The sequence below is a fragment of the Actinoplanes sp. NPDC051494 genome (assembly GCF_044454705.1).
In the GTDB taxonomy this organism is placed as follows: Bacteria; Actinomycetota; Actinomycetes; order Mycobacteriales; family Micromonosporaceae; genus Actinoplanes.
On sequence record NZ_JBITDZ010000020.1, the window covers coordinates 19421 to 45548 of the forward strand.

28 protein-coding genes and 1 pseudogene are annotated in these 26128 nt (G+C 71.2%); 9 read left to right on the forward strand and 20 right to left on the reverse strand.

Annotation, left to right across the window (positions count from 1 at the left end; translation table 11 throughout):
• The first annotated feature begins 49 nt into the window (after positions 1–49).
• Positions 50–940 (forward strand): alpha/beta fold hydrolase, encoded by an 891-nt coding sequence (locus tag ACIA6A_RS40295; RefSeq protein ID WP_396103478.1) that lies wholly within the window; start codon positions 50–52, stop codon positions 938–940.
• Between the two features lie 93 nt (positions 941–1033).
• Here the strand turns inward: ACIA6A_RS40295 and ACIA6A_RS40300 are convergent.
• Positions 1034–2149, reverse strand: a pseudogene (locus tag ACIA6A_RS40300) (MFS transporter); the annotation flags it as partial.
• 134 nt (positions 2150–2283) lie between these two features.
• Between ACIA6A_RS40300 and ACIA6A_RS40305 the strand changes: the two are divergent.
• Both ACIA6A_RS40305 and ACIA6A_RS40310 read left to right on the forward strand, forming a co-directional pair.
• Entirely contained in the window at positions 2284–3219 is a 936-nt protein-coding gene (locus tag ACIA6A_RS40305; protein WP_396103430.1) for a LysR family transcriptional regulator, read from the forward strand.
• A 400-nt stretch (positions 3220–3619) separates the two neighbouring features.
• Positions 3620–3958 carry an RNA polymerase-binding protein RbpA gene (locus tag ACIA6A_RS40310; protein ID WP_015622005.1) on the forward strand — a complete coding sequence of 113 codons (339 nt, stop codon included), beginning with the start codon at positions 3620–3622 and terminating at the stop codon, positions 3956–3958.
• A gap of 145 nt (positions 3959–4103) precedes the next feature.
• On the opposite strand, the gene ACIA6A_RS40315 is transcribed toward ACIA6A_RS40310, so the two are convergent.
• The 4 genes from ACIA6A_RS40315 to ACIA6A_RS40330 are packed head-to-tail and all read right to left on the reverse strand — an operon-like array spanning position 4104 to position 6830.
• Complete coding sequence (locus tag ACIA6A_RS40315; protein ID WP_396103431.1) at positions 4104–4610, reverse strand: NUDIX hydrolase; 507 nt, start codon at positions 4608–4610, stop codon at positions 4104–4106.
• A gap of 59 nt (positions 4611–4669) precedes the next feature.
• A complete protein-coding gene (locus ACIA6A_RS40320; RefSeq protein ID WP_396103432.1) occupies positions 4670–5905 on the reverse strand; it encodes an RNA polymerase sigma factor in 1236 nt (411 codons plus the stop codon).
• Complete coding sequence (locus ACIA6A_RS40325; protein WP_396103433.1) at positions 5902–6237, reverse strand: YciI family protein; 336 nt, start codon at positions 6235–6237, stop codon at positions 5902–5904. Before ACIA6A_RS40325 ends, ACIA6A_RS40320 begins: the two co-directional genes overlap by 4 nt.
• Before the next feature lie 14 nt (positions 6238–6251).
• On the reverse strand, positions 6252–6830 hold the full coding sequence (locus ACIA6A_RS40330; protein ID WP_396103434.1) for a dihydrofolate reductase family protein: 579 nt from the start codon (positions 6828–6830) through the stop codon (positions 6252–6254).
• A gap of 108 nt (positions 6831–6938) precedes the next feature.
• Between ACIA6A_RS40330 and ACIA6A_RS40335 the strand changes: the two genes are divergently transcribed.
• Positions 6939–7472: a DUF6886 family protein gene (locus ACIA6A_RS40335; protein ID WP_396103435.1), complete on the forward strand. Its 534-nt coding sequence runs from the start codon at positions 6939–6941 to the stop codon at positions 7470–7472.
• Between the two features lie 6 nt (positions 7473–7478).
• Here the strand turns inward: ACIA6A_RS40335 and ACIA6A_RS40340 are convergent, their stop codons facing one another.
• From ACIA6A_RS40340 to ACIA6A_RS40380, 9 genes are all read right to left on the reverse strand, one after another.
• A complete protein-coding gene (locus tag ACIA6A_RS40340) occupies positions 7479–8015 on the reverse strand; it encodes an FxsA family protein (RefSeq protein WP_396103436.1) in 537 nt (178 codons plus the stop codon).
• Positions 8016–8076: 61 nt separating this feature from the next.
• Complete coding sequence (locus ACIA6A_RS40345) at positions 8077–8889, reverse strand: polyprenol monophosphomannose synthase (RefSeq protein WP_396103437.1); 813 nt, start codon at positions 8887–8889, stop codon at positions 8077–8079.
• Entirely contained in the window at positions 8883–10496 is a 1614-nt protein-coding gene (lnt, locus tag ACIA6A_RS40350) for an apolipoprotein N-acyltransferase (RefSeq protein ID WP_396103479.1), read from the reverse strand. Before lnt ends, ACIA6A_RS40345 begins: the two co-directional genes overlap by 7 nt.
• 446 nt (positions 10497–10942) lie before the next feature.
• Positions 10943–12181 carry a glutamate mutase L gene (locus tag ACIA6A_RS40355; protein WP_396103438.1) on the reverse strand — a complete coding sequence of 413 codons (1239 nt, stop codon included), beginning with the start codon at positions 12179–12181 and terminating at the stop codon, positions 10943–10945.
• Entirely contained in the window at positions 12178–12543 is a 366-nt protein-coding gene (locus ACIA6A_RS40360) for a hotdog domain-containing protein (RefSeq protein WP_396103439.1), read from the reverse strand. Before ACIA6A_RS40360 ends, ACIA6A_RS40355 begins: the two co-directional genes overlap by 4 nt.
• The gene (locus ACIA6A_RS40365; protein WP_396103440.1) at positions 12540–13274 is read right to left on the reverse strand and encodes an OAM dimerization domain-containing protein; all 735 of its coding nucleotides are present in this window, start codon (positions 13272–13274) and stop codon (positions 12540–12542) included. The genes ACIA6A_RS40360 and ACIA6A_RS40365 overlap by 4 nt, the downstream gene beginning before the upstream one ends.
• Entirely contained in the window at positions 13271–14830 is a 1560-nt protein-coding gene (locus tag ACIA6A_RS40370) for a lysine 5,6-aminomutase subunit alpha (RefSeq protein WP_396103441.1), read from the reverse strand. Before ACIA6A_RS40370 ends, ACIA6A_RS40365 begins: the two co-directional genes overlap by 4 nt.
• Positions 14831–14836: 6 nt before the next feature.
• Positions 14837–16354, reverse strand: a complete 1518-nt coding sequence (locus tag ACIA6A_RS40375) for an amidohydrolase (protein WP_396103442.1) — start codon at positions 16352–16354, stop codon at positions 14837–14839.
• A gap of 5 nt (positions 16355–16359) precedes the next feature.
• Complete coding sequence (locus ACIA6A_RS40380) at positions 16360–17391, reverse strand: L-erythro-3,5-diaminohexanoate dehydrogenase (RefSeq protein WP_396103443.1); 1032 nt, start codon at positions 17389–17391, stop codon at positions 16360–16362.
• A 114-nt stretch (positions 17392–17505) separates the two neighbouring features.
• On the opposite strand from ACIA6A_RS40380, the gene ACIA6A_RS40385 reads away from it, so the two are divergent.
• Positions 17506–18858: a KamA family radical SAM protein gene (locus ACIA6A_RS40385; RefSeq protein WP_396103444.1), complete on the forward strand. Its 1353-nt coding sequence runs from the start codon at positions 17506–17508 to the stop codon at positions 18856–18858.
• Positions 18859–18911: 53 nt separating this feature from the next.
• Here ACIA6A_RS40385 and ACIA6A_RS40390 read toward each other — a convergent pair whose 3' ends face one another.
• Positions 18912–19106 (reverse strand): CsbD family protein, encoded by a 195-nt coding sequence (locus ACIA6A_RS40390; RefSeq protein WP_396103445.1) that lies wholly within the window; start codon positions 19104–19106, stop codon positions 18912–18914.
• Between the two features lie 136 nt (positions 19107–19242).
• Between ACIA6A_RS40390 and ACIA6A_RS40395 the strand changes: the two genes are divergently transcribed.
• From ACIA6A_RS40395 to ACIA6A_RS40405, 3 genes are all read left to right on the forward strand, one after another.
• Complete coding sequence (locus tag ACIA6A_RS40395) at positions 19243–19968, forward strand: class I SAM-dependent methyltransferase (RefSeq protein ID WP_396103446.1); 726 nt, start codon at positions 19243–19245, stop codon at positions 19966–19968.
• A gap of 36 nt (positions 19969–20004) precedes the next feature.
• The gene (locus ACIA6A_RS40400; protein WP_396103447.1) at positions 20005–20682 is read left to right on the forward strand and encodes a response regulator; all 678 of its coding nucleotides are present in this window, start codon (positions 20005–20007) and stop codon (positions 20680–20682) included.
• Positions 20683–20967: 285 nt separating this feature from the next.
• Positions 20968–21741: an alpha/beta hydrolase gene (locus tag ACIA6A_RS40405; protein ID WP_396103448.1), complete on the forward strand. Its 774-nt coding sequence runs from the start codon at positions 20968–20970 to the stop codon at positions 21739–21741.
• 4 nt (positions 21742–21745) lie between these two features.
• Here ACIA6A_RS40405 and ACIA6A_RS40410 read toward each other — a convergent pair whose 3' ends face one another.
• The 4 genes from ACIA6A_RS40410 to ACIA6A_RS40425 form a co-directional block, all read right to left on the reverse strand.
• Positions 21746–22006: a hypothetical protein gene (locus tag ACIA6A_RS40410; RefSeq protein WP_396103449.1), complete on the reverse strand. Its 261-nt coding sequence runs from the start codon at positions 22004–22006 to the stop codon at positions 21746–21748.
• A gap of 36 nt (positions 22007–22042) precedes the next feature.
• Positions 22043–22504: an Lrp/AsnC family transcriptional regulator gene (locus ACIA6A_RS40415; protein WP_396103450.1), complete on the reverse strand. Its 462-nt coding sequence runs from the start codon at positions 22502–22504 to the stop codon at positions 22043–22045.
• Between the two features lie 64 nt (positions 22505–22568).
• Positions 22569–23711, reverse strand: a complete 1143-nt coding sequence (locus ACIA6A_RS40420) for an acyl-CoA dehydrogenase family protein (RefSeq protein WP_396103451.1) — start codon at positions 23709–23711, stop codon at positions 22569–22571.
• Positions 23712–23736: 25 nt separating this feature from the next.
• On the reverse strand, positions 23737–24663 hold the full coding sequence (locus tag ACIA6A_RS40425; RefSeq protein ID WP_396103452.1) for a 5'-3' exonuclease H3TH domain-containing protein: 927 nt from the start codon (positions 24661–24663) through the stop codon (positions 23737–23739).
• Positions 24664–24724: 61 nt separating this feature from the next.
• On the opposite strand from ACIA6A_RS40425, the gene ACIA6A_RS40430 reads away from it, so the two are divergent.
• Complete coding sequence (locus ACIA6A_RS40430; protein WP_396103453.1) at positions 24725–25441, forward strand: DUF1775 domain-containing protein; 717 nt, start codon at positions 24725–24727, stop codon at positions 25439–25441.
• A 3-nt stretch (positions 25442–25444) separates the two neighbouring features.
• Here the strand turns inward: ACIA6A_RS40430 and ACIA6A_RS40435 are convergent, their stop codons facing one another.
• Complete coding sequence (locus tag ACIA6A_RS40435; RefSeq protein ID WP_396103454.1) at positions 25445–26116, reverse strand: GNAT family N-acetyltransferase; 672 nt, start codon at positions 26114–26116, stop codon at positions 25445–25447.
• Positions 26117–26128 lie beyond the last annotated feature (12 nt).

Genomic DNA, 26128 nt, shown 5'->3' on the forward strand with positions numbered 1-26128 from the left:
GTTGTCCAACACTGGAGTCAACCTGGTTGTCTATCTTGGGAGTTCTCGCATGACCAGCTCTTTCGCGACCACCTCACCCACCGTTGCGGGCGTCACGCACCACACTGCCGAGATCAACGGCACCACATTGCATTACGTTTCGGCGGGCGACACCGGCTCGCCGATCCTGCTGGTGCACGGATGGCCGGAGTCCTGGTGGGCCTTCCGCGACGTCATCCCGATGCTCGCCGCCACCCACCGGGTGTTCGCCGTCGACCTGCGCGGCTTCGGCGATTCCGGTATCGCCGACGGCGACCACGACGTGGCCACCACGGCCGAGGACCTGCACCGGCTGGTCGCCCACCTCGGCGTCGGGCCCGTGCACGTGACCTGCCAGGACATCAGCGGCACGCCGGTCTTCGCGTTCGCGGCCACCCACCCCGGCGACGTCCTCAGTTTCACCGGCGTCGAGACCACCCTTCCGGGGTACGGCTGGGAGATGCTGGCCGACGTGCGGAACGGCGGCTCCTGGCATGTGGGCTTCCTGGCCGCCCCGGGAATTCCGGAGCTGTTCCTGGCCGGCCGCGAGCGGGTGGTACTCGACTGGGCCGTCTCGGTGATGACGACGGTGCCGGGCGCGGTCACCGAGGCCGACCTCGGCGAGTTCGCCCGCACCTACGCGCGGCCGGGCGGCTGGCGCGGCACCGAGGGGCTCTACCGTTCCTCCCTGACCGGCGGTGACCGGATGCGGGCCCTGGCCGAGTCGCGCCCGCTGACCGTTCCCGTGCTCGCCGTCGACGGCATCAACGCCCCCTTCACCGAACGGACGATGCGCCAGGTCGCCGGCGACGTCACCGCGGTCACGATCCCGGACGTCGGGCATCTCGTCGCGCAGGAGGCGCCCGCCGCCTTCGCCACCGCGGTCGGCGGTTTCGTCGACCGCGTCGACCGGAGCCGCTGAACAGCCGGATTCCGTGGTGCGGTCGTGCCGGGGCAGCAGGAACGGCGTGGCCAGGATCAGCAGACCGGCGGCAGCGATCGCGGTGCGAAGGCTGGTGATGGTGGCCAGCAATCCCCACAGCGCGGTCAGGGCGGCGACGGTGGCGTTGCTGGTGACCGACCACGCCGACAGCGTGCGGACGACCCGGGTCGTCGGCGTCTGGTCGAGCCGGCAGGTCGCGAACACCGGGTTGAACACTCCCATGCAGGTGACCAGCCCGAACTGGAGGGCGATGACGAGCACCAGACCCGCGGTGCCGGTGCCGACGAAGGCGAGCCCGAGCGGCCAGCAGGCGCGCAGTGCGCCGGCGGTGAGCAGGATCCGGTGTCGCCCGAACCGGGTGACGAGCGGCGGGGCCAGTCGTGAGCCGATCAGTCCCCCGACGCACGGTGCGCCGAAGGCCAGGCCGTACTGCCAGGGTTCGAACCCGAGCCGGTCGAGCATGAGGACGGCGAGCAGCGGCGAGGCCGCCATGATCAGGCCGTTGACCAGGACCGTGTTGAAGAACAACGGGCGCAGTGCGGGGTGGGCAAGGATGGCGCGCCATCCGTCGAGCAGGTCACCGGCATTCAGCCGTACGCCGGCAATGCGATCGGGCCGTCGCTCCGGTCCTCCGATCGCCCGCAGGCTCAGTGCCGAGAGGAGATAGCTGACCGCATCGATCATCACGGTTGTCACGGGACCGAACAGCCCGATCGCGGCATTGCCGAGCGGTGGTCCCACCACGGTGGCGGTCCAGGTGGTCGCCTCGAACCGGCCGTTCGCGACGAGCAGGCCCGCCCGCGGGACCAGGGTCTTCAGGTAAGCGCCGCCGGCCGCCTTGAAGGTGATGTCGCACGCGGCGGCAACGATCGCCACCAGGACGAGCTGGGTGAAGGTCAGCCGGCCGAGCGCGAACGCGGCGGGGACGCTCATCAAGGCGGCGAACCGGATCAGGTCCATCGCCACCATCACCGGCCGTTTCCGGCGAAACTCCACCCACGGGCCGAGCGGCACCGCGACGACCGCACCGATGGCCGATCCCGCAGCCGACAGCAGCGCCACCTCGACCGGGCCGGCGTGCAGCACCAGGATCGCGATCAGGGGGAACGCGCCGAACCCGAGCCACGTGCCGAAAGTGCTCGCCGTGTACGCCGTCCAGAGCCACCTGAACTGCCGTGCCGTTGTCACCCGGTCGCCCTCACCGTCTCACCTGAACAACGTTGAGTTGATGACCGCGATTCAAACAGGCGGAATAGCTGCATATCCAACAACCGACACGCCCTGAGCAACAACCAAGAGTTGTGACGGTACGGTCTGTCGGCATGGACTTCGACGCCGTGCGCACCTTCGTCGCCGTTGCCGGGGCGGGCCGGTTCCAGGAGGCCGCCGCCGAGCTGGCGATCACCCAGCAGGCCGTCTCCAAACGCATCGCCGCGCTCGAGCGCGACCTCGGCGTACGGCTGTTCACCCGCACGCCGCGCGGCGCTGAACCGACCATCGACGGGCAGGCGTTTCTGCCCCATGCCCGCGAACTGCTACGCGCCGCCGAGCGCGCGGCCGCGGCGGTGCGCCCCGGCCGTCGTCCGCTGCGCGTCGACGTGATCGCCTCACGTCTCGCCACGACCGGCCTGCTGCGCGGCTTCCACCAGGCACATCCCGAGATCGAGCTCGACGTGCTGAAACTGTTCGACATCGACACGGCCGTCGGCGCCCTGCGGTCCGGAGCGATCGACGCGTCCTTCCGCGCGGTCGCCATGCCGGGCCGGCCCTTCCCCGGGGACATCGAGACCCTCCGGGTGCTCGACGAGCCGCTCCACCTGCTCACCGGCCCCGCCCACCCGCTGGCATCGGCCGGATCGGTGAGAGTCGCCCACCTCGCCGGGCACCGTATCTGGATGCCCGGCATCACTCCCGGCACCGAATGGGCCGCCTACTACGCCGACCTCGTCGCCGAGTTCGCTCTCACCATCGAGGCGACCGGTCCCAACCTCGGCGCTGACGCACTGCTCGACACCGTCGCCGACACCCCGGCCCTGGCCACCTTCATAGGTGCACAGACCCGCCTCGTCTGGCCTGCCGGCCACGGGCTGCGCCGCATCCCGGTGACCGGCCCCACCCCGGTCTACCCGCATTCGCTGCTCTGGCACCGCGACAACTGTCACCCCGCCCTGGCCGCCCTCCGGGACCACCTCACCGCCACGAGAACCAGCCTTGACGGCCCGGGAACCGGGACACCGAGCTGGGTGAACCGGACGTAACGGTCGCTCGGGAGGAAGTCGGCGAGGCAGTCGCAGGGTGTCGTCAGGGGGTGGTGGGCGTCACTTGACGGTTTGCCGGGGCCGGTGCGGAGTCACTGTCGGGTGACGGGGGCCGATCCCGGTTGCCGGAGTTCGGTATCGTTTCGCTGCGCTGAGAGTGGGTGGATTGCGAGGTTGTCGTGGTGAGTGACCGGCGTCGCACCATCTGCAAATCTCGCAATATCCCGTAAAGTGGACCAAGGTCCACTTCAGGACGGGGCTGAGGCGACCGATAGGGGTTCCTGCCGGTTACGCTCGAAGCGTTAACACCGTCGACATACGGCGGTCGTCAGGAATCTCGCGACCGTCCGTTTCGTTACACCAACGGCAAGTAGCACCACGAGCGAGGGGATGGCCGATCATGGGCGAACGCATGCTGCGCGGCAGCCGACTTGGCGCAGTCAGCTACGAGTCCGACCGCAACACGGAGCTGGCGCCCCGGCAGACCCGCGAGTACCTGTGCGTGAAGGGTCACCAGTTCGAGGTGCCGTTCGCCGTCGACGCCGAGGTGCCGATCACCTGGGAGTGCAAGTTCGACGGCAGCGTCGCGCGACTGGTCGACGGGAACGAGCCCGAGCAGAAGAAGGCGAAACCGCCGCGGACCCACTGGGACATGCTGCTCGAGCGCCGGTCGATCTCGGAGCTGGAGGACATCCTCAACGAGCGCCTCCAGGAGGTCCGTACCCGCCGGGGTCGCTGACCGCGGTGCCGACAGATCGCCGTTCCGCCCACCCGGCGCGGAACGGCGATTTTCTGTGCCCGGATCCTGGTCGCCGATACCCGCGCTGACCATGCGCCCGGTGCTACGCCCGGCCGCCGCGCGGGCGGCAGGTCGAGAGAGCCCGTCAGAGGCCGAGTCGGACCGGCCGGGCCGGGGCGCCCGTGGTGATCAGCGCTGTCAAGGGTGTGGTGAGCTCGCGGGGCGAGAACAGGTCGGATCCCGTATGGTCCGCGATCTCCGCGAGGTGCCACCACCGGAACCCGGCCAGGCTCTCCTGCGTGGCGAGGTGGTCGTCGCCCAGCTCACCGCGGGGCTGGAAGTGGGTTGCGCGGATGAGGAAGTAGTCGTTGATGATGCTGCCGACGCCCGGTGGATGGTCGGCGGCCATGACGTGCTGGTGCCAGACGTGCGGTGGATCGGCGGTGATCACCAGACCGGTCTCCTCGTGCAGTTCGCGGCGCAGAGCCGTCAGCCGGTCCTCGCCGGGTTCGATACCGCCGCCCGGGGCCGCCCACACGGCCGTCGCCTGTTCCGGCACCGCCGGATGAGGAGGGACGAACCGGCAGAGCAGGATCCGGTCGTCCTCATCGAGGATGATCGCGCGGACGGCGTGGCGCGGACCCGGCGTCATGGCGTGCCGGACGATGCGGTGCGGCGGCTGATGATCGGCACCGCGGCAGACTACCGGCCTCACCCGGTCTGCCGCCGGGCCGGGAGCGTGGCGCGGCGGGCGGTGAGGAAGCGGCGTTCGGCGGCGTTGCCGGTGAGCGCGGCCGCGTGGTCGTAGGCCGCCGCGGCCTCCGGTGCCCGGCCGAGGCGGCGCAGCAGGTCGGCGCGGACCGCGTGGAACGTGTGGTGGCGGTCGAGGTCGTCGATCGCGTCGACCAGTGACAGGGCGGCGGCGGGGCCGTGCACCTCGGCCACGGCGACGGCGCGGTGCAGTGCGACGACCGGGCCGGGGGTCAGTGCCGTCAGGTGGTCGTACAGCGTGAGGATCTGTGGCCAGTCGGTGCCGGCGGCGGTCGCGGCGTCGCTGTGCACGGCGTTGATGGCGGCCTGCACCTGGTACGGGCCGGGCCGGTCCCGCCGTAGGCACCACCGCAGCAGATCGTGGCCCTGCTCGATCAGGGCCCGGTCCCAGAGTGTGCGGTCCTGGTCGCCGAGCGGTACCAGGTCTCCCGTGGCGCTGGTACGGCCCGGGCGCCGGGACTCGATCAGCAGCATCAGCGCGAGCAGGCCGCGGACCTCCGGTTCGTCGGGCATCAGTGCCGTGAGCAGGCGGCCGAGCCGGATGGCCTCGGCGCTCAGGTCGTCGCGGGTGAGGTAGTCGCCGGAGCTCGCGGTGTAGCCCTCGTTGAAGATCAGGTAGAGGACGGCGAGGACCGCGCGCAGCCGGTCGGGGAGGTCGGAGTCGTGGGGCACGCGGTACGCGATGCCGGCGTCGCGGATCTTGCCTTTGGCGCGGACGAGCCGCTGGGCCATGGTCGCCTCGGGTACGAGGAACGCCCGCGCGATCTGGGCGGTGCCGAGTCCGCCGAGCAGCCGCAGGGTGAGCGCGACGCGGGCGGCGGGGGCGAGCGCGGGGTGGCAGCAGGTGAAGATCAGGCGCAGCCGGTCGTCGTGCACGGGTCCCTCCTGCCCGGGGCCGGGTGCCGCGCCGGGCGGCCGCAGCAGCAGTGCTTGGGCGTGCCGGTCGGCCCGGGTCGATTCACGGCGCAGGCGGTCGATCGCCCGGTTGCGGGCGGTGGTGATGATCCAGCCGGCGGGGCTGGGTGGCACCCCGGTGACCGGCCAGGTCCGGACGGCGGTGAGGAACGCGTCCTGGACCGCTTCCTCGGCCGTGTCGATGTCGCCGAGGGAGCGGACCAGGACCGCGACCGCGCGGCCGTACTCCTGTCGGAAGATCCGGTCGATGTCGCCGCTCACGCGACCGGTCGTACCTCGACCGGCAGGGTCGAGGCGCGGGCCATCCGGGCGCCCCACGCGAGGGCGGCGTCGAGGTCGGGCGCGGTGATGACGGTGAAGCCGCCGAGGTGTTCCTTGCCCTCGGTGAACGGCCCGTCGGTGAGCAGCGCCGTGCCGTCGTGGTCGCGCACGACGGTGGCGGTGCCGGCCGGGTGCAGGCCGGCGGAGAAGACCCACGCGCCGGCCGAGCGCATCTCCTCGGTCAACGTGCCGAGGTCGGCCATGACCGTGGCGAGCACGTCGGCCGGCGGTTCGCCTTCGGGCTGGTAGATGCTGAGCAGGTACTGCCGCATGTCCTGTGGTCCTCTCAGGCGGTGGGGCGGTAGGTCGCGATGATCACGCCGGTGGTGGTGGGTACGGCCTCGACGAGTTCCAGCGTGCCGTACGTCCCCTCGGCGAACAGCTTGGTCCCGGTGCCGAGCGTGAGTGGGTGGATCGACAGCGTGTAGACGTCGACCAGACCGGCTCCGGCCAGGGTCCGTACCAGCTCGCCGCTGCCGAGCACCACGAGGTCGCCGTCGCGTTTGAGTGCGGCCACGGCGTCCGCCGTGTCGCCCCGCAGCAGACAGGAGTTCTCCCAGGGCAACGGCTCGGCCAGGGTGCGCGAGGCGACGTGCTTGCGTTTGCGGTTGAGGACCTCGGTGTACGGGTTGCCGTCGGTCTGTCTCGACCAGTAGGCGTGCAACTGTTCGTAGGTGCGGCGGCCGAACAGCATCCCGCTGTCCTGGCTCATGCCCTTGCCCATCGTCTCGGCCATGACCTGGTCGGCGTACGGCTGGGCCCAGCCGCCGTACGGGAAACCGCCCCGGGTGTCCTCGTCGGCCCCGCCGGGCGCCTGCATGACCCCGTCGAGTGTCACGTTCTCGACCACGACGACCGTGCCCATGATGTCTCCTCGCCCTGCGGCCGGCCCCGTGCCGGCCTTGCGTCGGTTACACGAACGGCGGGGCCCCGGATCGACACCCGGGGGGAAACGATCCGGTAGAACGGGGGGATGCGACCACAGGCGGGACAGGTGCTGCATTTCTCCGAGGACCCGACGATCCGCCGGTTCGTGCCGCATGTCGCGGCGACCGCGCGCGAGAGCGACGCGTACGTGTGGGCGGTCGATCATGACCGGGCACCGGACTACTGGTTCCCGCGGGACTGTCCGCGGGTGCTGGCGTGGGTGACCGCGGCGACGCCGGACGCGGACCGGGACCGGATCATCGGGGCCGGGTCCGGGCGGCGGGTGCATGCCGTGGAGTACCGGTGGCTCGAGGCGATGCGCACGACCCGGTTGTACGCGTACCGGTTCGCGGCTGATCGTTTCCGGCCGATCGGGTCGCCGATGCCGCACGCGTCGGTGGCGCGGGAGACGGTGGTGCCGCTGGGCCCGCCGGAGCCGGTCGGTGATCTGTTCGCCTGTCACGCGGCGGCGGGGATCCAGTTGCGGGTCCTGGACAGCCTGTGGCCGTTCTGGGACGCCGTGACGGCCGCCGCCGTGGGGTTCAGCGGGATCCGGTTGCGCAACGCCGTGCCGCGCTGAGGGCGGTCAGCGGACGATCTCACCCTCGACGACGTCACCCTCGACCACCGGGCCGGGGGTGACCGCGGCGGTGGTCGGGGCGGCGGCGGGGTCCGGTGCGGGATCGTCGACGGGGGCGGACTGGCGCACCCGCACGTGCCGGGGGCCGAACAGGTCACCGGCGACGGTGGACGACACGCGGCGTTCGGTGGCGCGTTCGACACCGCGGCGGGCGAGCAGCCGCCCGGGCGGGACGATCAGCAGCAGACCGGCGACCGCGGAGACGAAACCGGGCACGGCCAGCAGCAACGCCCCGAGCAGACCGATCAGGGAATTGCTGACCTGGGGGCCGGGTGGGCGGCCGGACTCGGTGGCGGCCCGGAACGCCCGCCACCCCTTGATGCCCTCGCGGCGCAGCAGGGCCAGCCCGGCGATGCTGCCGGCACCGAGCAGCAGCAGCGACCACAGCGCGCCGATCGCGTGCACGACCGCCACGAACGCGGTGATCTCCACCACCGCCAGCACCAGCAGCCCCAGTGGGAGCAGGGCCAGTCCTCGTCGCATCCTCATCACCCTTTCCCGGGTGTCACACCGTGGCGTTCCAGCATGACACGCGGGCGCCCGGTCACGGCCAGGTCGAGGTCTGCCGCGGCTTACGGCCGAGCTTGCCGAGCACCGCGTCACGGCGGGCCGCCGCACCCCAGATCGTGACCCTGAGCAGCTGTTCCTTGAAAATGTTGCCGCTCATCTTGCTGACGCCGTGTTCGCGCTCGGTGAACGTGATCGGCACCTCGGCCATCCGGAAACCGTTGCGGTACGTGCGCCAGGTCATCTCGACCTGGAACGAGTAACCCTGCGACGCGATGGTCGCGACGTCGATCTTGTCGATGACGGCCATCCGGTAGGCCCGGTAGCCGCCGGTGGCGTCCTTGAACGGCATGCCCAGGGCCATCCGGATGTAGATGTTGCCGCCGCGCGAGAGCAGCAGCCGGTGCAGGGGCCAGTTGTGGACGCTGCCACCGGGGATGTACCGGGTGCCGATGACCGCGTCGGCGTCCTTGAGCGCGTCGAGGAGCCGGGTGAGTTCCTCCGGGGCGTGCGAGCCGTCCGCGTCCATCTCGACGACCGCGTCGTAGCCCTTGTCCTTGGCCCACGCGAAACCGGCGACATAGGCGGCGCCGAGGCCTTCCTTGCCGGCGCGGTGCAGCACGAAGATGTGGTCGTCGGCGACGGCGATCTCGTCAGCGATGGCGCCGGTGCCGTCCGGCGAGTTGTCGTCCGCGACGAGGATGTCGACCTCGGGCACGGCCTGACGGACCCGGCCCGTGATGAGACGGACGTTGTCGGCCTCGTTGTAGGTCGGGATGACCACGAGGACCCGGCCGATACCGGGGTATCCCTCCGAGCCCGCTGACGTCGGGTTCGCGTCGCTCACCATTCCTCCGTCTTTCGTGACGCGGCGGGTCCACCGCCGCTCCTGCGCCGGCGCATGGGCACCGCCGCGACAAGGCACATCAGGGCCAGGACGACCGCGGCCATCTCCGGCCGGTGCCCCAGGCGAGTCGCCAGCGTACGCGGTCCGCCCAAGGCCATGTCATGCAGGACCACGGCGTCCACATTGAACCCGGTCTCGGTGACGACCGTGCCGTCGGCGGCGACGAACGCGGACACCCCGACGGTCGACACCATCAGCGCCTCCCGCCCGTGCTCGACGGCCCGCAGCTGCACCATCGCGAGCTGCTGGCGGGCCTCGGCCTCGTTGAACGTGGCGTTGTTGGTCTGCACCGCGAGCAGCTGCGCGCCCCCGATGACAGTGTCGCGCACGATGTCGTCGTAGGCGACCTCGAAGCAGATGACGTCACCGATGGTCGCGGCCGGGGTGCGGATCACCCCGGGGGTCTTCCCGGACAGCATGTTCTGCACCAGGTCGGCCTTGTCGGTGACCATCCGCGCCACCGAACGCAGCGGCATGTACTCGGCGAACGGCACCGGATGCCGTTTCGTGTAGATCTGGTCCCGGTCGGGGCCGGTGACCGGTTGCCACAGGATGCCCGCGTTGTAGATCTCACCCCGCACGTCGGTGCGCAGCACCGTGCCGACCAGGATGGGCACCCCGATCGCGTCGGCGGCCCCGGCGATCAGCTGGGCGGCGTCCTGGTCGCGCAGCGGGTCGATGTCACTGGAGTTCTCCGGCCAGATGACCAGTTCCGGCTGCGGTTTGCGGCCGAGCCGGACCTCCTCGGCCAGCTTGCGGGTGGCGTTGACGTGGTTGAGCAGCACCTGGGTGCGCTGGGCGTTGAAGTCCAGACCGAGGCGGGGCACGTTGCCCTGCACGATGGCCACGGTGCGGGTGGGCCCGCCCGGGTTCGCGGTGGGCACGAACGCGGGCCCGATCACCAGCACCGCCACCGCCAGCGCGTACCCGCCGGCGGCCGGCCAGCAAGCCCGGATCCGCCAGGACCGCCAGGCCAGGGCGACCAATGCCCCACCGGCGGCCGCGACCGCGAACGTCACCAGCGGGGCACCGCCGAGCACGGCCAGGCGCAGCACCGGCGCCTCACCCTGGCTGAACGCGAGCCGCCCCCACGGGAACCCGCCGAACGGGGCCCGGTCGCGCAGCGCCTCCTGGGTGACCCAGAGCAGACCGGTCAGCAACGGCCACAGCCCCCGGAACCGGTCGGTGAGCGGCGACAGCCACGCCGTGGCCAGACCCAGCAGCCCGAGGTAGCCGGCCTGGGCCAGCGACAGCATCAGCCAGGGCAGCCAGCCGGCCGCGATGCGGGTCCAGTCGAGCAGCGGCACGAACAGCACCACCCCGGCGACGAACCCGACACCGAACCCGGCCCGCAGCCGGCGCCGGTGGGTGGCCGCGGCGAGCAGGGCGATCCCGGCCGGGGCGAGCCACCACAGTCCGTACGGCGGCAGGGCCAGCAGCAACGCGGCGCCGGCGGTCAGGGCGAACACGACCGACAGCCACAGCGGCAACGGTGCGGCGCGGCCATCGGTGCGGGTGGGCGCCGGCCCGGGTTTCGGCTGCGCCGTCATCAGATCCACCCGCGAGAGGCTACCCGCCGCTGGTCACGAACCGTGCCGAGGCCGGGCTCCGTCAGGAACGGGGCCGGGGCGCGGCCCGTGGGTCGCGCCCCGGATGTTCCCTGAGGTTCCGCCTGCGGGCCCGGTGACCGCCACGGTCGTCGCGAGGCCTTCGGACCGACCCGCCGCGCACCGGATGCCCGCGTCGTGCCGTTGTCTACTGGCCTCGTCCCACCCGTGACCCACCAGGGGCGCGGCCGGTTCGCGCCGCCCCGCCGACCCCCACCCCCTGGACCTGGTGCACGCGTGTGTCCGGGTCTGCCGCGTGGCCAGTGGGCGAAGGAACGGAGCGAACAACAGCCGCTTCCCGAAGAAAAGGACCCGCCGACGGTACGTCCTGCCCCCGGCGCCTTGTCAACCACCGTCACCCCTGCGGGCGTGTCGCGTTCGTCGGCGTGTCACAGCGTGTTCACCAACGCCCGCGCCACCGCGGGATGATCATCGGCGAGCAGACCGGCCGCGGCCAGGACGTACGCGCTGTCCACCACCCTGCGCGCGGTGCGGGGCGCGGCCCAGCCGCCGGCGGTGTCACCGAGCACCGCGGCCAGCACCGCATCACCACCACCATGGCGCAGCACCCCACCGGAACCGACGACCAGCCGCACGTCGCGCAGATCCCGTCCCCCGGTACGCGGCATCCCCGGCCCGGCCGCATGGCCCCGCGCGTGCCGCCGCAACGCGATCACCGCCGCCGCGGTGGCCAGCTCCAGCGGCGAGGAAACACCCGGCAGGTCCCACTTCTCCGCGTGGGCGGCACTGAGCACCCCGGGAGCACTCACGCCCACACCCAGGTCACCCTCGACCGTCCGGGACCGCCACAACGTCCCCGCCACATCACGCTGCGGGCCGGCCGACAACTCCGGATCCGGCACCAACGCCGAATACACGTCCGTCGTCGCCCCACCCACATCCACCACCAGCACCCCCGCACCGGTCACATCGGCCAGCACCGACACCCCGGCCAGCACCGCGTCCGGGGTCGCCGCCCGCACCATCGACGCGAACCGCCGCCCCCGCGACAACCGCTTGCCCCCGATGACATGCCGCAGAAACACCGCCCGGATCGCCGCCCGCGCCGGCCCCGGCTCCAGGACCCCGATCCGCGGCAGCACATTACCGGTCACCGTCACCGGCACCCGCCGCTCGGACAACACCTGCTCCGCGTACGGCCCGGCCGCCGCATTGCCCGCCACCACCACCGGCACCCGCAGCCGGGACCGGGCCAGCCGCCCCGCGTTGTGCCGCAGCGTGTCCTCGTCCCCGCCGTCGGTCCCCCCGACGAGCAGGATCACATCCGGTCGCGCCGCCCGCAACGCCACCAGGCCCGGCCCGTCCAGCAAACCGGCGTGCACATGCACCACCTGCGCCCCGGCCGACAACCCGACCCGATGCCCGGCCTCCGCCGTGACCAGCGACTCGTACCCGATCACCGCCAGGCGCAGCCCACCCCCGGCCGACGAACACACGTACAACTCCCCGGCACCGACCCGGTCCACCGCCGCCGACAGACCCTCCAGCACATCGGTGCCGGACGTCGTCGGCACCTCCACCCGCGCCACCAGCCGCCCGGACCCCAGATCGACCCGGCACGCCTTGGTGTACGTCGACCCGACGTCCACACAGACCGCGAACGTCACGACCGGGCGGGCACGACCACGGTCCCGACCGCGGTCACCGCCACGATCGGCGACTCCAGCACCACCGCCGCCGACCCACCGGAACCCCGGCACACCACCACCGACGAGAACGCGATCCGCCGCGACCGGGTCCCCATGTGCTCCACCGTCGCCGTCACCTCCAGCACGTCACCGGCCTGCACCGGCGCCCTGAACTGCACATCCGAGTACGACGCGAACAACCCCTCGTCACCGTCCAGGCGGATGCACACCTCCGTCGCGACATCACCGAACAGACCCAGCGAATACGCCCCGTCGACCAGGTTCCCCGCATAGTGCGCGTGCGAGTACGGCACATACCGCCGATGCGTCACAGTGATCATTTTCCGTCTCCCAGCAGAGCATGCACCAGATACGAAGCCACCTCACGCGGGGTCGTACCCCGCCCGAAGATCCGATCGACACCCAGATCCGCGGCCATCAACTCGTCGAACCGCGGACCACCCACGATCAGCAACGGCCGCTTCCCCGCCGGCATCGCCTCCCGGAACGCCGCCGTCATCGCCCGCGTGTTCTGCAGATGCGCATCCCGCTGCGTCACCACCTGCGACACCAGCACCGCATCGGCCCGCTGCGCCCGCGCCGTCTCCACCAGCTCCGGCACCGACACCTGCGCACCCATGTTCGTCACCGCCAGCTCCCGGTAATACTCCAGGCCCTTCTCCCCGGCGATGCCCTTCAGATTCAGGATCGCGTCGATCCCCACCGTGTGCGCGTCCGTACCGATACACGCCCCCACCACCGACAACCGGCGCCGCAACCTGCGCTTGATGACCGCGTTGACATCCTTCGCCGACAACAACGGGTAATCCCGCTCCACCACCTGCACCTTCTCGGTGTCGACCAGATGCGACACCCGGCCATACACCACGAAGAACGTGAACCCGTCCCCCATCGGCTTCGCGTGCACCAGCAACGCCGGATCCATGCCCATCTTGTTCGCCAGCTGCACCGCCGCACCCTCGGCCCGCTTGTCATGCGCGATCGGCAACGTGAACGACACCTGCACCATCCCGTCACCGGTGGTGTCCCCGTACGGCCGCACGATCGTCATCGGACCTCCTCCAACGCGACCGTCACCGGATTGAAGTAACCGTCCTCGTGCCGCGCCACCCCGTCACGGCCCTTACCCCGGTCCGCCGGCCGCTTCATGATCCCGAACGTGCCGTCCGCGATCGCGTCCAGCAACGAATCGTCCACGATCCGCCCCAGCAACCCGACCGCCTCACCGAGCACCTCATGCGCCCGCCGCTGGATGAACCCACCCGGCGCCGGCACAAAATCCTCATGCAGACTCCCGGCCCCGTCCAACACGTACCGCACGTTCTGCAACGCCACGTCCCGGTCCGACAACCACGGCGTCACCACCGCCTCCGTCATCATCCCCACCAACAGGATCCCCTGCCCGGTCAGCGCACCCACCAGATTGAAGAACCCATCCAGCAGATTGCCCCGGAACACATCCCCGGTCATGTGCTTCGTCGGCGGCATCCACTTCAACGGCGCCTCCGGGAACAACTCCCGCGCCAGCAACGCGTGCGCCAGCTCCAACCGCAACGACTCCGGCACCTCCGGATTGATCTCGAACGCGTGCCCCAGCCCCAGCTGCCAGTTCGCCAGCCCCGCCTCATGCGCGAAATACTCGTTCAGCAACTGCGACACCGTCACCGTGTGCGCCGCCTCGACCGCATCCGCCGTCGTCAGATAATTGTCCTCACCGGTGTTGATGATGATCCCCGCCCGCGCGTGGACCTGCCGCGAGAACCGCTGATCAACAAACGTCCGGACCGGATTGATGTCCCGGAACAAGATCCCGTACATCGAATCGTTGAGCATCATGTCCAGACGCTCCATCCCGGCCATCACCGCCATCTCCGGCATGCACAACCCCGACGCGTAATTCGTCAGCCGCACATACCGGCCCAGCTCCTTCGACGTCACATCCAGCGCCGCCCGCATCAACCGGAAATTCTCCTGCGTCGCATACGTACCCGCGAAACCCTCCCGGGTCGCCCCCTCCGGCACATAATCCAGCAACGACTGCCCCGTCGACCGGATCACCGCGATCACATCCGCACCCGCCCGCGCCGCCGCCTGCGCCTGCGGAATGTCCTCATAGATGTCCCCGGTCGCCACGATCAGATAGATCCACGGCCGCCGCGGCGCATCCCCCCACCGCCGGATCAACCGCTCCCGCTCCACCCGCCGCGCGTCGACCACCTTCAACCCCGCCCGCGTCGCCCGGGTCGCCGCCCGCCGCGCCGCGTTCACCGCCACCTTCTTCTCCGGCACCCCGAACCGCACCGCCCCCGACGCCGCCTTCTGCGCCAGCACCGTCACATCGTCCAGACCCTCACGCGCCAGCGCGTCGAACACCGGCACCGACACCCCGAACCCCAGCCCCACATCCGAGCGCACCGCGTCCACCAGACGGTTCACCCACGGGATCCCATCCGAATCCGCACCCCGCACCCCCGCCAGCCGCAACACCGCCCGCTCCACCGACACCGTCGTATGCGACCGCGCCAGCTCCACGACCGGCCGGCCCGCCAACGCGGCCAATTCCCGCGCCCGGGCGACCACCACGGGATCCAGACCCAGCTTCTCCACGCCCACCTACTCCTCGAAGATCGTCTCGCCGGACAACACCGTCCGGCGGCACACCGGCCGATCCGGAACCACCCCGTCCACATCCGGCACCAACGCCGGCAACCCACCCGACAACCCCGACGGGGTGTCCCACACCGCGAACGTCGCCTGCGCCCCCGGCGACAACACCCCCGCGTCATCCACCCCCACCGCACGCCACCCACCCCGCGTCGACGCCCCGAACGCCGACCGCACCCCCATCCGGAACACCGGATTACGCGGAGCCACCGCCGCCGCCACCGCCGCCCACGGATCGATCGGCGTCACCGGCGAATCCGACCCGAACGCCAACGACACCCCCGTCGCATACATCGCCCCGACCGGATTCGCCGCCATCGCCCGCTCCACACCCAGACGCTGCGCATACATCCGGTCCGGACCACCCCACCGCGCGTCGAACACCGGCTGCACACTCGCCACCACCCCGAACTCCACCATCCGGGCGATCATCGCCTTGTCCGCCAGCTCCACATGCTCGATCCGGTGCCGCGCCGCCCGCACCCGATCCACCCCCACCGCACGCGCCGCCACCGCGAAACCCTCCAGCACCGCCTCGATCGCCGCATCACCGATCGCATGGAAACCACCCTGCAGACCCAGCTCCATGCACTCCAGCAGATGCGCCCCCGCCTGCTCCCCGGTCACAAAAGACTCACCACAACCAGGACCATCCGCGTACGGCGTCCGCACCGACGCCGTCCGCGACCCCAGCGCCCCATCGGCAAACAGATCCCCACCCGCACCCACCGCACCCAGATCCCGGGCCCGGACCGCCCCACCGAGCTCACCCCAGAACCCGAACACCCGCGGCAACCCCCGCCCCGACAACGCCAGCACCGACCGGAAATCATCCTCACCGGACGTCCCCGGACCACCGCACTCATGCACCGCCGCCACCCCCCGCGCCGCCGCCGACCGCAACGCCGCACGCTGCGCCGACTCCCGCTGCGCGGCACTCACAGAACCCAGCGCCACCTCCCGTACGAGGTGATGCTCGTGCTCGCTCACCCACCCGGACCCACCATCCAGGCCCGCGGCAGCCAACAGAGACCGCGACACCAGCGCCGCATGCACCGACGCCTGCGTCAGATACACCCGCCGCCCACCGGCCGCCTTCTCCAGCTCATCGGCATCCGGCAACGCCTGCACCGGCCACAACGACTCGTCCCACCGCAACCCCAGCACCACCGCATCCACCGGACACGACGCCGCGAACACCGCCAGCGTGTCCAGCAACTCCCGCGCCGACCGCACCCCCGACAGATCCAACCCCCCAGCAGCCAGACCCGTATCCGTGACATGCACATGCGCGTCCACAAACGCCGGCGTCACCAACCCACCCGCCAGATCCACCACCACATCCGCCGCCGGCGCATCCTCAACCGACCCCAGCCACCCGATCCGGCCACCCGACACCAGCATCGCCGTCGCCCGCGGATCCGCCGCCGAATAGAACCGCCCACCTGAATACAGCACCGAAGTCATGACCGTCAGTCTGCCGAAATCCGCGCCTCGAACAACGCCCGCACCCCCGGCGTACGACGCAGCACCTCCACCGCGAACACCGCATGCCCCGGCACAAAACCATTGCCGACCAGCATCGTCACATCCGCCGCCAGACCCTCCGCCCCCAACGCCGCCGCCGGGAAACTCGTCGCCATCGAGAAGAAGATCACCGTGCCACCGGCCGCCGTCGCCAGGATCGCCCCGTGCTCACACCCCGGCACATCCACACACACCACCGTCACCGTCGCCGGACCACCCAGCGCACCCGTCACCGCCGCCGCGACCGCCACCGGATCCCGGGCATCAGCGACCGCGACATGATCAGCGACCCCCGCACCCACCAACGCCTCCCGCTCAGCAGCGGAAACCACCACCCCACACGTACGCGCACCCGCCGCCTTCGCCGCGGCCAGCGCCAGGGAACCACTCTTACCGGCTCCACCCAGCACCGCCACACTCACCGGACCGGCATGACCACGCACCACCCGATCCGTCAACGCCGGCGCACCACACACGTCGAACACCGCCAGCGCCAGCTCCGGAGCCAGATCATCCGGCAACACCGCCACCACCGAACGCCCGAACAAGATCGCATGCCCCGACGCCGGGACCTGCTCACTCAACCCGTCCCAGCCCACCAGGCCGTCATCGATCACCAACGGCGTCAACGTCAACGACACCAGCGTCGCCACCCGGTCACCCACCCGCACCGGCAACGACGACGCCGGCCCCACCTCCTCGACCACGCCGATCAGCATCCCGCCCGACCCGGTCACCGGATTGTGCATCTTGCCCCGCGCACCGACGATCTCCAGCACCTCGGAGCGCACCGCCGCACCGTCACCACCATGCTTGCCCGACAACTGCCGGAAACTCGCCGCGTCCAGATTCAGCCGCGACACCCGCACCCGCACCTCATCGGCACCCAGCACCGGGCTCGCGTCCAACCGCCACGCCGCCTGCGGCAACACCCCGGCCGGCTCCAGCACCCGCGACAACCCCACGCCCACGATCATGCGAAAAGTCTGTCACCCCGCCGTCAAACCGTAAATCCTTTCGGCAGAAGGTTTCTTGACCGCAGATCCTCCAGTACCGTCGGAAGCGATCTTTCCGCGACCCAGGAGGCATCGGTGACCGAACCCGCCGGCCAGCCCTACGAATACGCGCGCCGCACCCTCACCGAACCCGACTGGACCCGCCTCCCAGGATGGCGCACCATCACCGCCCAGCAATGGGACTCCGCCCAATGGCAACGGGTGAACTGCGTCAAGAACATCAAACAACTCCGCGCCGTCATGGGCGACCTGCTCGACGACGCGTTCTACGCCGACCTGGAAACCGACCAGCAACGCCTCGCCACCATGTCGATGCTGGTCACCCCCCAGATGCTCAACACCATGGTCCCCGACGGGGAGATCACCACCGAGGCGTTCTACGCCGACCCGATCCGCCGGTACATGATCCCCGTCGCCACCGACCGCCACCTCGACTGGCCCTCACACCCCCACGCCACCCGCGACAGCCTCCACGAACACGACATGTGGGTCGCCGAAGGCCTCACCCACCGCTACCCCACCAAGGTCCTCGCCGAGCTCCTCAGCACCTGCCCCCAGTACTGCGGCCACTGCACCCGCATGGACCTCGTCGGCAACAGCACCCCCGCCGTCGACAAACTGAAGCTGACGTTGAAGCCCGTGGACCGCTACGACGCCCACCTCAAATACCTCAAGGAACACCCCGGCGTCCGCGACGTCGTCGTCTCCGGGGGCGACGTCGCCAACGTCCCCTGGAAACAACTCGAGACCTACCTCATGGGCCTGCTCAACGTCCCCACCGTGCGCGACATCCGCCTCGCCACCAAAGCCCTCATGGGACTACCCCAGCACTGGCTCCAGCCCGACGTCGTCGAAGGCCTCAACCGCGTCGCCATCACCGCCCAGCGCCGCGGCGTCAACCTCGCCGTCCACACCCACGTCAACCACGTCAACTCACTGACACCCACCGTCGCCCGCGCCGCCCAGATGCTGCTCGAGGTCGGCGTCCGCGACGTCCGCAACCAGGGTGTCCTCATGCGCGGCGTCAACGCCACCACCAAGGACCTGCTCGACCTCTGCTTCGGCCTGCAGGGAGAAGCCGGCATCCTGCCGTACTACTTCTACATGTGCGACATGATCCCGCACGCCGAACACTGGCGCGTCCCCGTCTGGTACGCCCAGCAACTCCAGCACGACATGATGGGCTACCTGCCCGGATACGCCACCCCCCGGATCGTCTGCGACGTCCCGTTCGTCGGCAAACGCTGGGTGCACATGGTCTCCGAGTACGACCGCGAGCACGGTATCTCGTACTGGACCAAGAACTACCGCACCTCCATCGAGGCCGACGACGCCGAGGCCCTCAGCAAACTGCACGCGTACTACGACCCGATCGACACCCTGCCCGAATCAGGCCAGGACTGGTGGCGCAAACAAGTCGCCGAATGACAGCGAAAAGCCCCGGGCGCATCGCCCGGGGCTTTTTCGTCTAGCTATGTGGATCAGCTGAAAGCGTCGCGTACCTCGTGACCCGCGTCCTTCACGTGCTCACCGGCCTGACGAGCCCGCGCCTCGGTCTCCTGGCGCTTGCCCTCCGCGACCAGCCTCTCGTCGTCACGCATGTCGCCGATGCCCTGCTTCGCCTTACCGGCCAGCTCGTCGGTCTTGTTCTTGACCTTGTCCGTGAAGCTCATCATCAACCTCTCATCACGACCAGAAACTTCTTTGTTCTTGTCGGTGAATGCAGTGCCCGTAGGGCTCCTTTCATAAACACCTTTCTGCGGTACGGGACCCGGTGCACACCCGCTAAGGCGTCCTAGGATACTGGTATGTATGGCAGATCATCAGGCTCACGCACACTCGTTCGGACCCGCCGCCGGCGCCTACGAACGCGGCCGGCCCCCGTACCCGCCGGAAGCCCTCGACTGGCTCCTGCCCCCGGGAAGCCCCCGCGTCCTCGACCTCGGCGCGGGCACCGGCAAACTCACCCGCCAGATCGCCGCCCGCGGCCTCGCCGTCACCGCCGTCGACCCCTCCGAGGGCATGCTCGGCGAGCTCCGCCGCGTCCTGCCGGGCGTACCCGCGTACACCGGAACCGCCGAGACCATCCCCCTGCCCGACGCCAGCGTCGACGCCGTCGTCGTCGCCCAGGCCTGGCACTGGGTCGACCCCGCCCGCGCCGTCCCCGAGGTCGCCCGCGTCCTGTCCCCCGGCGGGCACCTCGGCCTCATCTGGAACCTGCGCGACGAGACCACCGACTGGGTCCGCCGCCTCGGCGAGATCATGGACTCCCCCGAGGTCGACCGCCGCACCGACATCGGCGCCCCGTTCGGCCCCGTCGAGAAGCGGTACTTCCCCTGGACCCACCGCATCGACCTCGCCCGGCTCCTCGACATGGTCGCGTCCCGCAGCTACGTGATCCTGCTCTCCGACACCGACCGCGCCACCCTGCTCGACCGGGTCCGCGAACTCACCGAAACCCACCCCGACCTGGCCGGACGCCAGGAGTTCGAGCTGCCGTACCTCACCGAGTGCGCCCGGGCCACCCGGGCGGACTGACCACCCCGCGGCGCCCGATGCTGCACAATCGGCGCGGTGAGCCGCATCCTCGTGGTCGACGACGACGACCAGCTACGCCGGGCGCTGAGAATCAACCTCAGCGCCCGCGGATACGACGTCGACACCGCGGCCGACGGCACCGAGGCGCTGGCCACGGCCGGGCGCACCCCACCCGACCTGGCCATCGTCGACCTCGGCCTGCCCGACCTGGACGGCGTCGAGGTGGTCCGCGGCCTGCGCGGCTGGACCACCATCCCGATCATCGTGCTGTCCGCCCGCGACGACCAGGCCGGCAAGGTCCAGGCCCTCGACGCCGGCGCCGACGACTACGTCACCAAACCGTTCGGCATGGACGAGCTACTCGCCCGGATCCGCGCCGCCCTGCGCCGGGCCACCCCGCAACCCGACACCGCGACGATCACCACCGCCGACTTCACCATCGACCTGCCGGCCAAACGCCTCACCACCGCCACCGGTCAGGACATCCGCCTCACTCCCATCGAGTGGCACATGCTCGAGACCCTCGCCCGCCACCCGGACAAACTCGTCGCCCAGAAACACCTGCTGCGCGAGGTCTGGGGGCCGGCCTACGAGAACGAGACCGGCTACCTCCGCGTCCACCTCGCCAACCTGCGCCGCAAACTCGAACCGGACCCGAGCCGTCCGCGGTACCTCATCACCGAACCCGGCATCGGCTACCGCTTCACGCCCTGAAACAGGTGTGTGGTCGCCGATAGGCGTCGATCCTGTTCTATGGCTTTCATCCTGTGGGGCATCCTAGGAGGCTAGTTCGGGTAAGGTCGGGGGTGCGCCCCGGATGGGCCGACATTGATGGAGGCATCGGTTTCAGGCCCCCGCGTCCTTGAGGACGCGGTTTCCGGCGCGGCGCGCCCCGAGCCCCAGCGGTCGCGGCCATCACGACGCCCGCATCGCGGTTCTCCCCGGGCGGTGCGGATCCGGCCTGTTCCCGGCGCCTCTGCGACCGTGAGAGGACCCGCATTGATCGACCACGCACCCACCGAGCCGGACATCACCGTCTACCCGGCAGACCCCTCGTTCACCGGGCCGAGACCAGCGATCCTGGTCTTCCCCGGGGGCGGCTACCGCACCCACCCCGGGCACGACGGCGAGGGTTACGCCCGCTGGCTCAGCGGCATCGGGCTGCATGCTTTCGTCGTACGCTATCCGCTGCTCACCGCATACCGTTTCCCCGCTCCCCTGGAATCCGGGCGGCAGGCCCTCGATCGGGTCCGGAGCGGCGACCACGGGCTCGACGTCGACCCGGGCCGGGTCGGGGTGATCGGGTCGAGTGCCGGCGGTCATCTGGCCGCCCTGCTGGCCACCGGCACGGTCCTGTCGATCGAGGACCTGCCCGAGCCGCCGCCCCGCCCCGACTTCGCGGTCCTCGCCTACTCCCTCGCGGACCTGAGACTGCTGCCGGAAGCCCCGGTGTCGTTCGTCCTGGACGGCCGGACGGAGCTGCGCGACGAACTCTCCCCCGGCCTGCACATCGACAGCGAGACCTGCCCGGCGTTCCTGTGGGCCACGGCCGGGGACCAGCCGGGCTTCGTCAACACGATGGCCATGGCGAACGCCTACTTCACCGCCGGGATCCCGGTCGAGCTGCACATCTACCCGCGGGGCGGGCACGGCGTAGGTCTGGCCGACGGCGTCGCGTACGGCGAGTACGGCCACGCCGACATCCCGCACACCGCGCAGTGGACCCGGGCCTGCGCGGCCTGGCTGCGCGACAGCGGCTTCCTGACCCCCTAACCGTTCAGCGGGTCACCAGGACCTTGCCGACGGTGCCGCCCTCGGCGGTCCGGTGGGCGTCGGCGGTCCGGGCCAGCGGGAAGTGGTGCAGGGGCAAACCGTGCTCCTGCACCACCGGCAGGGCGCCGTCGGCGAAGGCCGTGTACAGGACCAGGCGGGCCTGCGCGGGGCGACCGGCCATGGCGATCACGGTGGCGCCGGCCCACCGGGCCGGCTGGATCACCGCGTGTCCGACCGACCCGGCGCCCCCGGTGGCGAGCAGCACCCGGCGGCGAGCGCTCCGGGGAACAGGCGGGCCGGATCAGATCTGGTCGGCGGCGCTCCCGATGCGGGGCGGGCGGTTCTCGTACGGCGTGGAGAGCACCACCGTCGTGCGGGTGGTGACGTTCGCGGCGGTGCGGATCTGCTGGAGCAGGCGTTCCAGGTCGGCCGGGCTCGCCACCCGGACGAGCAGCATGTAGAAGTCCTCACCCGCCACCGAGTAGCAGGAGTCGATCTCGGCGAGGTGCGCGAGCTTGTCCGGGGCGTCGTCGGGCTGCGACGGGTCGAACGGGCGGATCGCCACGAACGCCGTCAACGGCAGTTCGAGGGCCTCGTAGGACACCCGGGCGGTGTACCCGGCGATGACACCGCGCTGCTCGAGGCGCCGGACGCGCTGGTGCACGGCCGACACGCTCAGCCCGACGCGCTCGGCCAGATCGGTGTACGACAGGCGGCCGTCCGCGGTGAGGGCGCCCACGATCGCCCTGTCGATCTCTTCCACGGCGCCAAGATACCGGTCGGGACCCTGACATAACGAATCCGTTTCCGGCACACCGCGCGAACAGTCACGAACGGGTCAGGTCCCGGGCGATCACCAGCCGCTGGATCTGGTTGGTGCCCTCGACGATCTGCAGCACCTTCGCCTCCCGGAACCACCGCTCGACCGGGTGGTCGGACACGTAGCCGTAGCCGCCGAGCACCTGCACCGCGTCGGTGGTCACCCGCATGGCGGTGTCGGTCGCGAACAGTTTGGCCTTCGCCGCCTCGACCGAGAACGGCCGGCCGGCGTCCTTGAGCCGGGCCGCCGACAGCATCAGCGCCCGGGCCGCGGAGACCTGGGTCGCCATGTCGGCGAGAAGGAACCCGAGACCCTGGAACGCCGCGAGGGGCTTGCCGAACTGGGTGCGCTGCTTCGCGTACGACGCGGCGTGGTCGACGGCGGCCTGGGCGAGGCCGACCGCGCAGGCGGCGATCCCCAGCCGCCCGGAGTCGAGCGCCTGCATGGCGATCCGGAAGCCACCGCCCTCGGCGCCGACGAGGCGGTCCACGCCGATCCGGGCGTCGTCGAGGACGATCTGGGCCGGTGGTGACGAGCGCAGGCCCATGAGGCGTTCGGGGGCCTGGGGCAGCAGGCCGGGGGTGCCGGCGTCGGCGACCAGGCAGGAGATGCCGTCCGGGCCGGGGCCGCCGGTGCGGCAGAAGATGCTGTAGAAGTCGGCGTTGCCGGCGTGGGTGATCCAGGCCTTGGTGCCGGTGACCCGGTACTCGTCGCCGTCGCGGACCGCGGTGGTGGTCAGGCCGGCCGCGTCGCTGCCCCCCTGCGGTTCGGACAGCGCGTACGCCCCGAGCAGCTCGCCGCCGAGCAGCTCGGGCAGGGTCTTGCGCTGCCGTCCGGTGCCGGCCACGGCGATCGGGAAGCACGACAGCACGTGCACGCTGACCGCCTCGGCGACGGCCAGCCACGACCCGGCGAACGTCTCGAGGACCTGCAGGTAGACCTCGTAGGGCTGGCCGGACCCGCCGTCGGACTCCGGGTAGGGCAGGCCGAGCATGCCGGCCCGGCCCAGCGTGCGCAGGATCTCGCGGGGGAACTCGCCGCGCTGCTCGTGGTCGTCCACCCGGGGTGCGAGCTCCCCCTGGGCGAGGTCGCGGGCCAGGCCCAGCAGCTCGGCGGCTTCCTCGGTGGGCAGGATCCGGTCGACCGTCATGCCACCCACCTTAACGCCCGTTAGGTCAGCGGTCGGCCTCCGGCCCGGCCATCGCGTCGACCAGGCGCCGGGCCGAGCCGGCCAGGTTCCACCGGGAGGCCAGTGCCAGCAGCGCGTCGGCGTCGCGTGGCGCGGACGGCAGTGTCGCGTCGAAATCGGGCAACGTGACGTCGAGGGCCACCTTGCACACCGGCAGCGCCGCGGCGAGGTAGTCCCTGGACGCCAGCAGCTTGGTGCGCACGCCCGGGGCGAACCCGGCGTCCGGATCGTCCAGGGCGGCGACGATCTGCTCGACACCGCCGTAGCGGGCGATCAGCCGGGCCGCGGTCTTCTCCCCCACGCCCGGGACCCCCGGCAGGCCGTCGCTCGCGTCGCCGCGCATCGCCGCGAAGTCCGCGTACCAGCGGGCCGGGACGCCGTACTTCGCCTGGACCGCCGCGTCGTCGCTGTCCTCGAGCTTGGCCACGCCCCGCCCGCAGTACAGCAGGCGGGTGCCCCGGGCGTCGTCGACGAGCTGGTACAGGTCGCGGTCGCCGGAGACCACCTCGACCGGGGCCGGCTGGGTCGCGGCGAGCGTGCCGAGCACGTCGTCGGCCTCGTAACCGGCCACGCCGAATGCCGGGATCCCCACCGCCGCGAGCACCTCCAGCAGCACCGGGACCTGCTTCTGCAGCGAGGACGGGACTTCCTCGACCTCGCCGTGGGCGACACGGTGCGCCTTGTACGACGGGACCAGCGCGACCCGCCACGCCGGGCGCCAGTCCGCGTCGAGGGCACAGACCAGCCGGTCGGGGCGCCGGGTGCGGATCAGCTGGGCCAGCATGTCCAGGAACCCGCGGATCGCGTTCACCGGCTCACCCGCCCCGGTGCGCGCGGCGGACTCGGGGATGCCGTGGAAGGCCCGGAAGTAGAGACTCGGGGCGTCGACGGCGAGCAGGGGTCGGTCGGTCACGTCCCGAACCTTAGCCGTGCCCTGTGACAGGAAGCCCTGAGCACGCCGGTAGCTTGAGTGCATGGTGCGTACCGGGATCCGCTTGTCCGCTGTGGCCGTCCTCGCCGGGGTGGGGGTGCTTGCCCTCGCCGGGCCGGCCGCCGCCCACGTGGAGGTCGAGGCCGACAAGGACACCGCCGGCGCCACCGACGTGACGCTGAGCTTCAGCGGCGAGGCCGAGAGCACCTCGGCCGGCATCAAGAGCGAACGGGTCGTGCTGCCCGACGGCATCGCTCCCGCCGACGTCACCCTGGTCAAGGCACCCTCGGGGTGGAAGTTCGACACCACCGCGGACGGTTTCACGGTGAGCGGCAAGGCGCTGAAGACCGGCGCGGACGCCGAGTGGCAGGTCAGGATCGCCAAGCTGCCCGACGGCGAGACCCGGCTGTCGTTCAAGACCCTCGAGACGTACGGCGACGGCGAGGTCTCCCGGTGGATCGAGGTCCAGCGCGAGGGTGCGGACGAACCGGACAACCCGGCGCCGCTGGTCACCCTCAAGCCCGGCCCTGAGCCGTCCCCCACCACCGTCGCCCCGACGTCGGTGGCCCCCAGCTCCCCGGCCGCCACGAGCGCCGTGCCCACGGTGAGCGCGTCCGCCGCCGTGGTGGCCGAGCCCGCCGCGGACGACACCGGCGGCAAGGCCGTGTGGATCTGGGTGATCGGCGGCGCGGTGCTGCTCGCCGCCGGCGGGGCGTTCTTCGCGCTCACCCGCCGGAACCGGCCGGACCCGACGAGCTGACCCCTACGCCGGGGCGACCATGACGAACGACGTGGTCCGGCGGACGGTGAAGCCGAGGTTGCGGTACAGCCGGATCGCGCCGGTGTTGGTCTCGGCGGCGTGCAGGTAGGGGACCTCGCCGCGGGCGCGGATCGCCGCGGACACCGCCGCGATCAGGCGGGTCGCGAGGCCCGCGCCGCGGAAGGCCGGGTCGGTGCAGACCGCGCTGATCTCGGCGTAACCGGGCGGGCGCATCCGCACGCCGGCCATGGCGACCAGGGCTCCGTCGCGCCGGATGCCGACGTAGTCGCCCAGCTCGACGGTGCCCTCGCGGAACGGTCCGGGGCGGGTGCGGGCGACCAGGTCCAGCATGTCGGCGACGTCGGCCGGGCCGAGCGGCTCGGCTTCCGGCTCGGGGGCGCCGTGGTAGTCGTGGCCGACCAGCTGGACGCCCGGGATGCCGGCCTCGCCGGTCCAGCCCGGCGGCACGGTCAGGCCGGGCGCGGTGACGATGACCCGGTCGCCCACGTCCACCACCGCGCGCAGGTCGTCCCACGCGGCCGGGTCGGCCGGGTCCTGCACCGCGGCGAACGGGCTCACCGCCGGGTCGTAGCGCGCGCTGCGACCGTACCGCCGGGCGAAGGATGCCTGCGGCCCGCTCAGAGCGGCCCATGCGGGATTGTCGAGAGGTTCCACGCCCTCGATCTT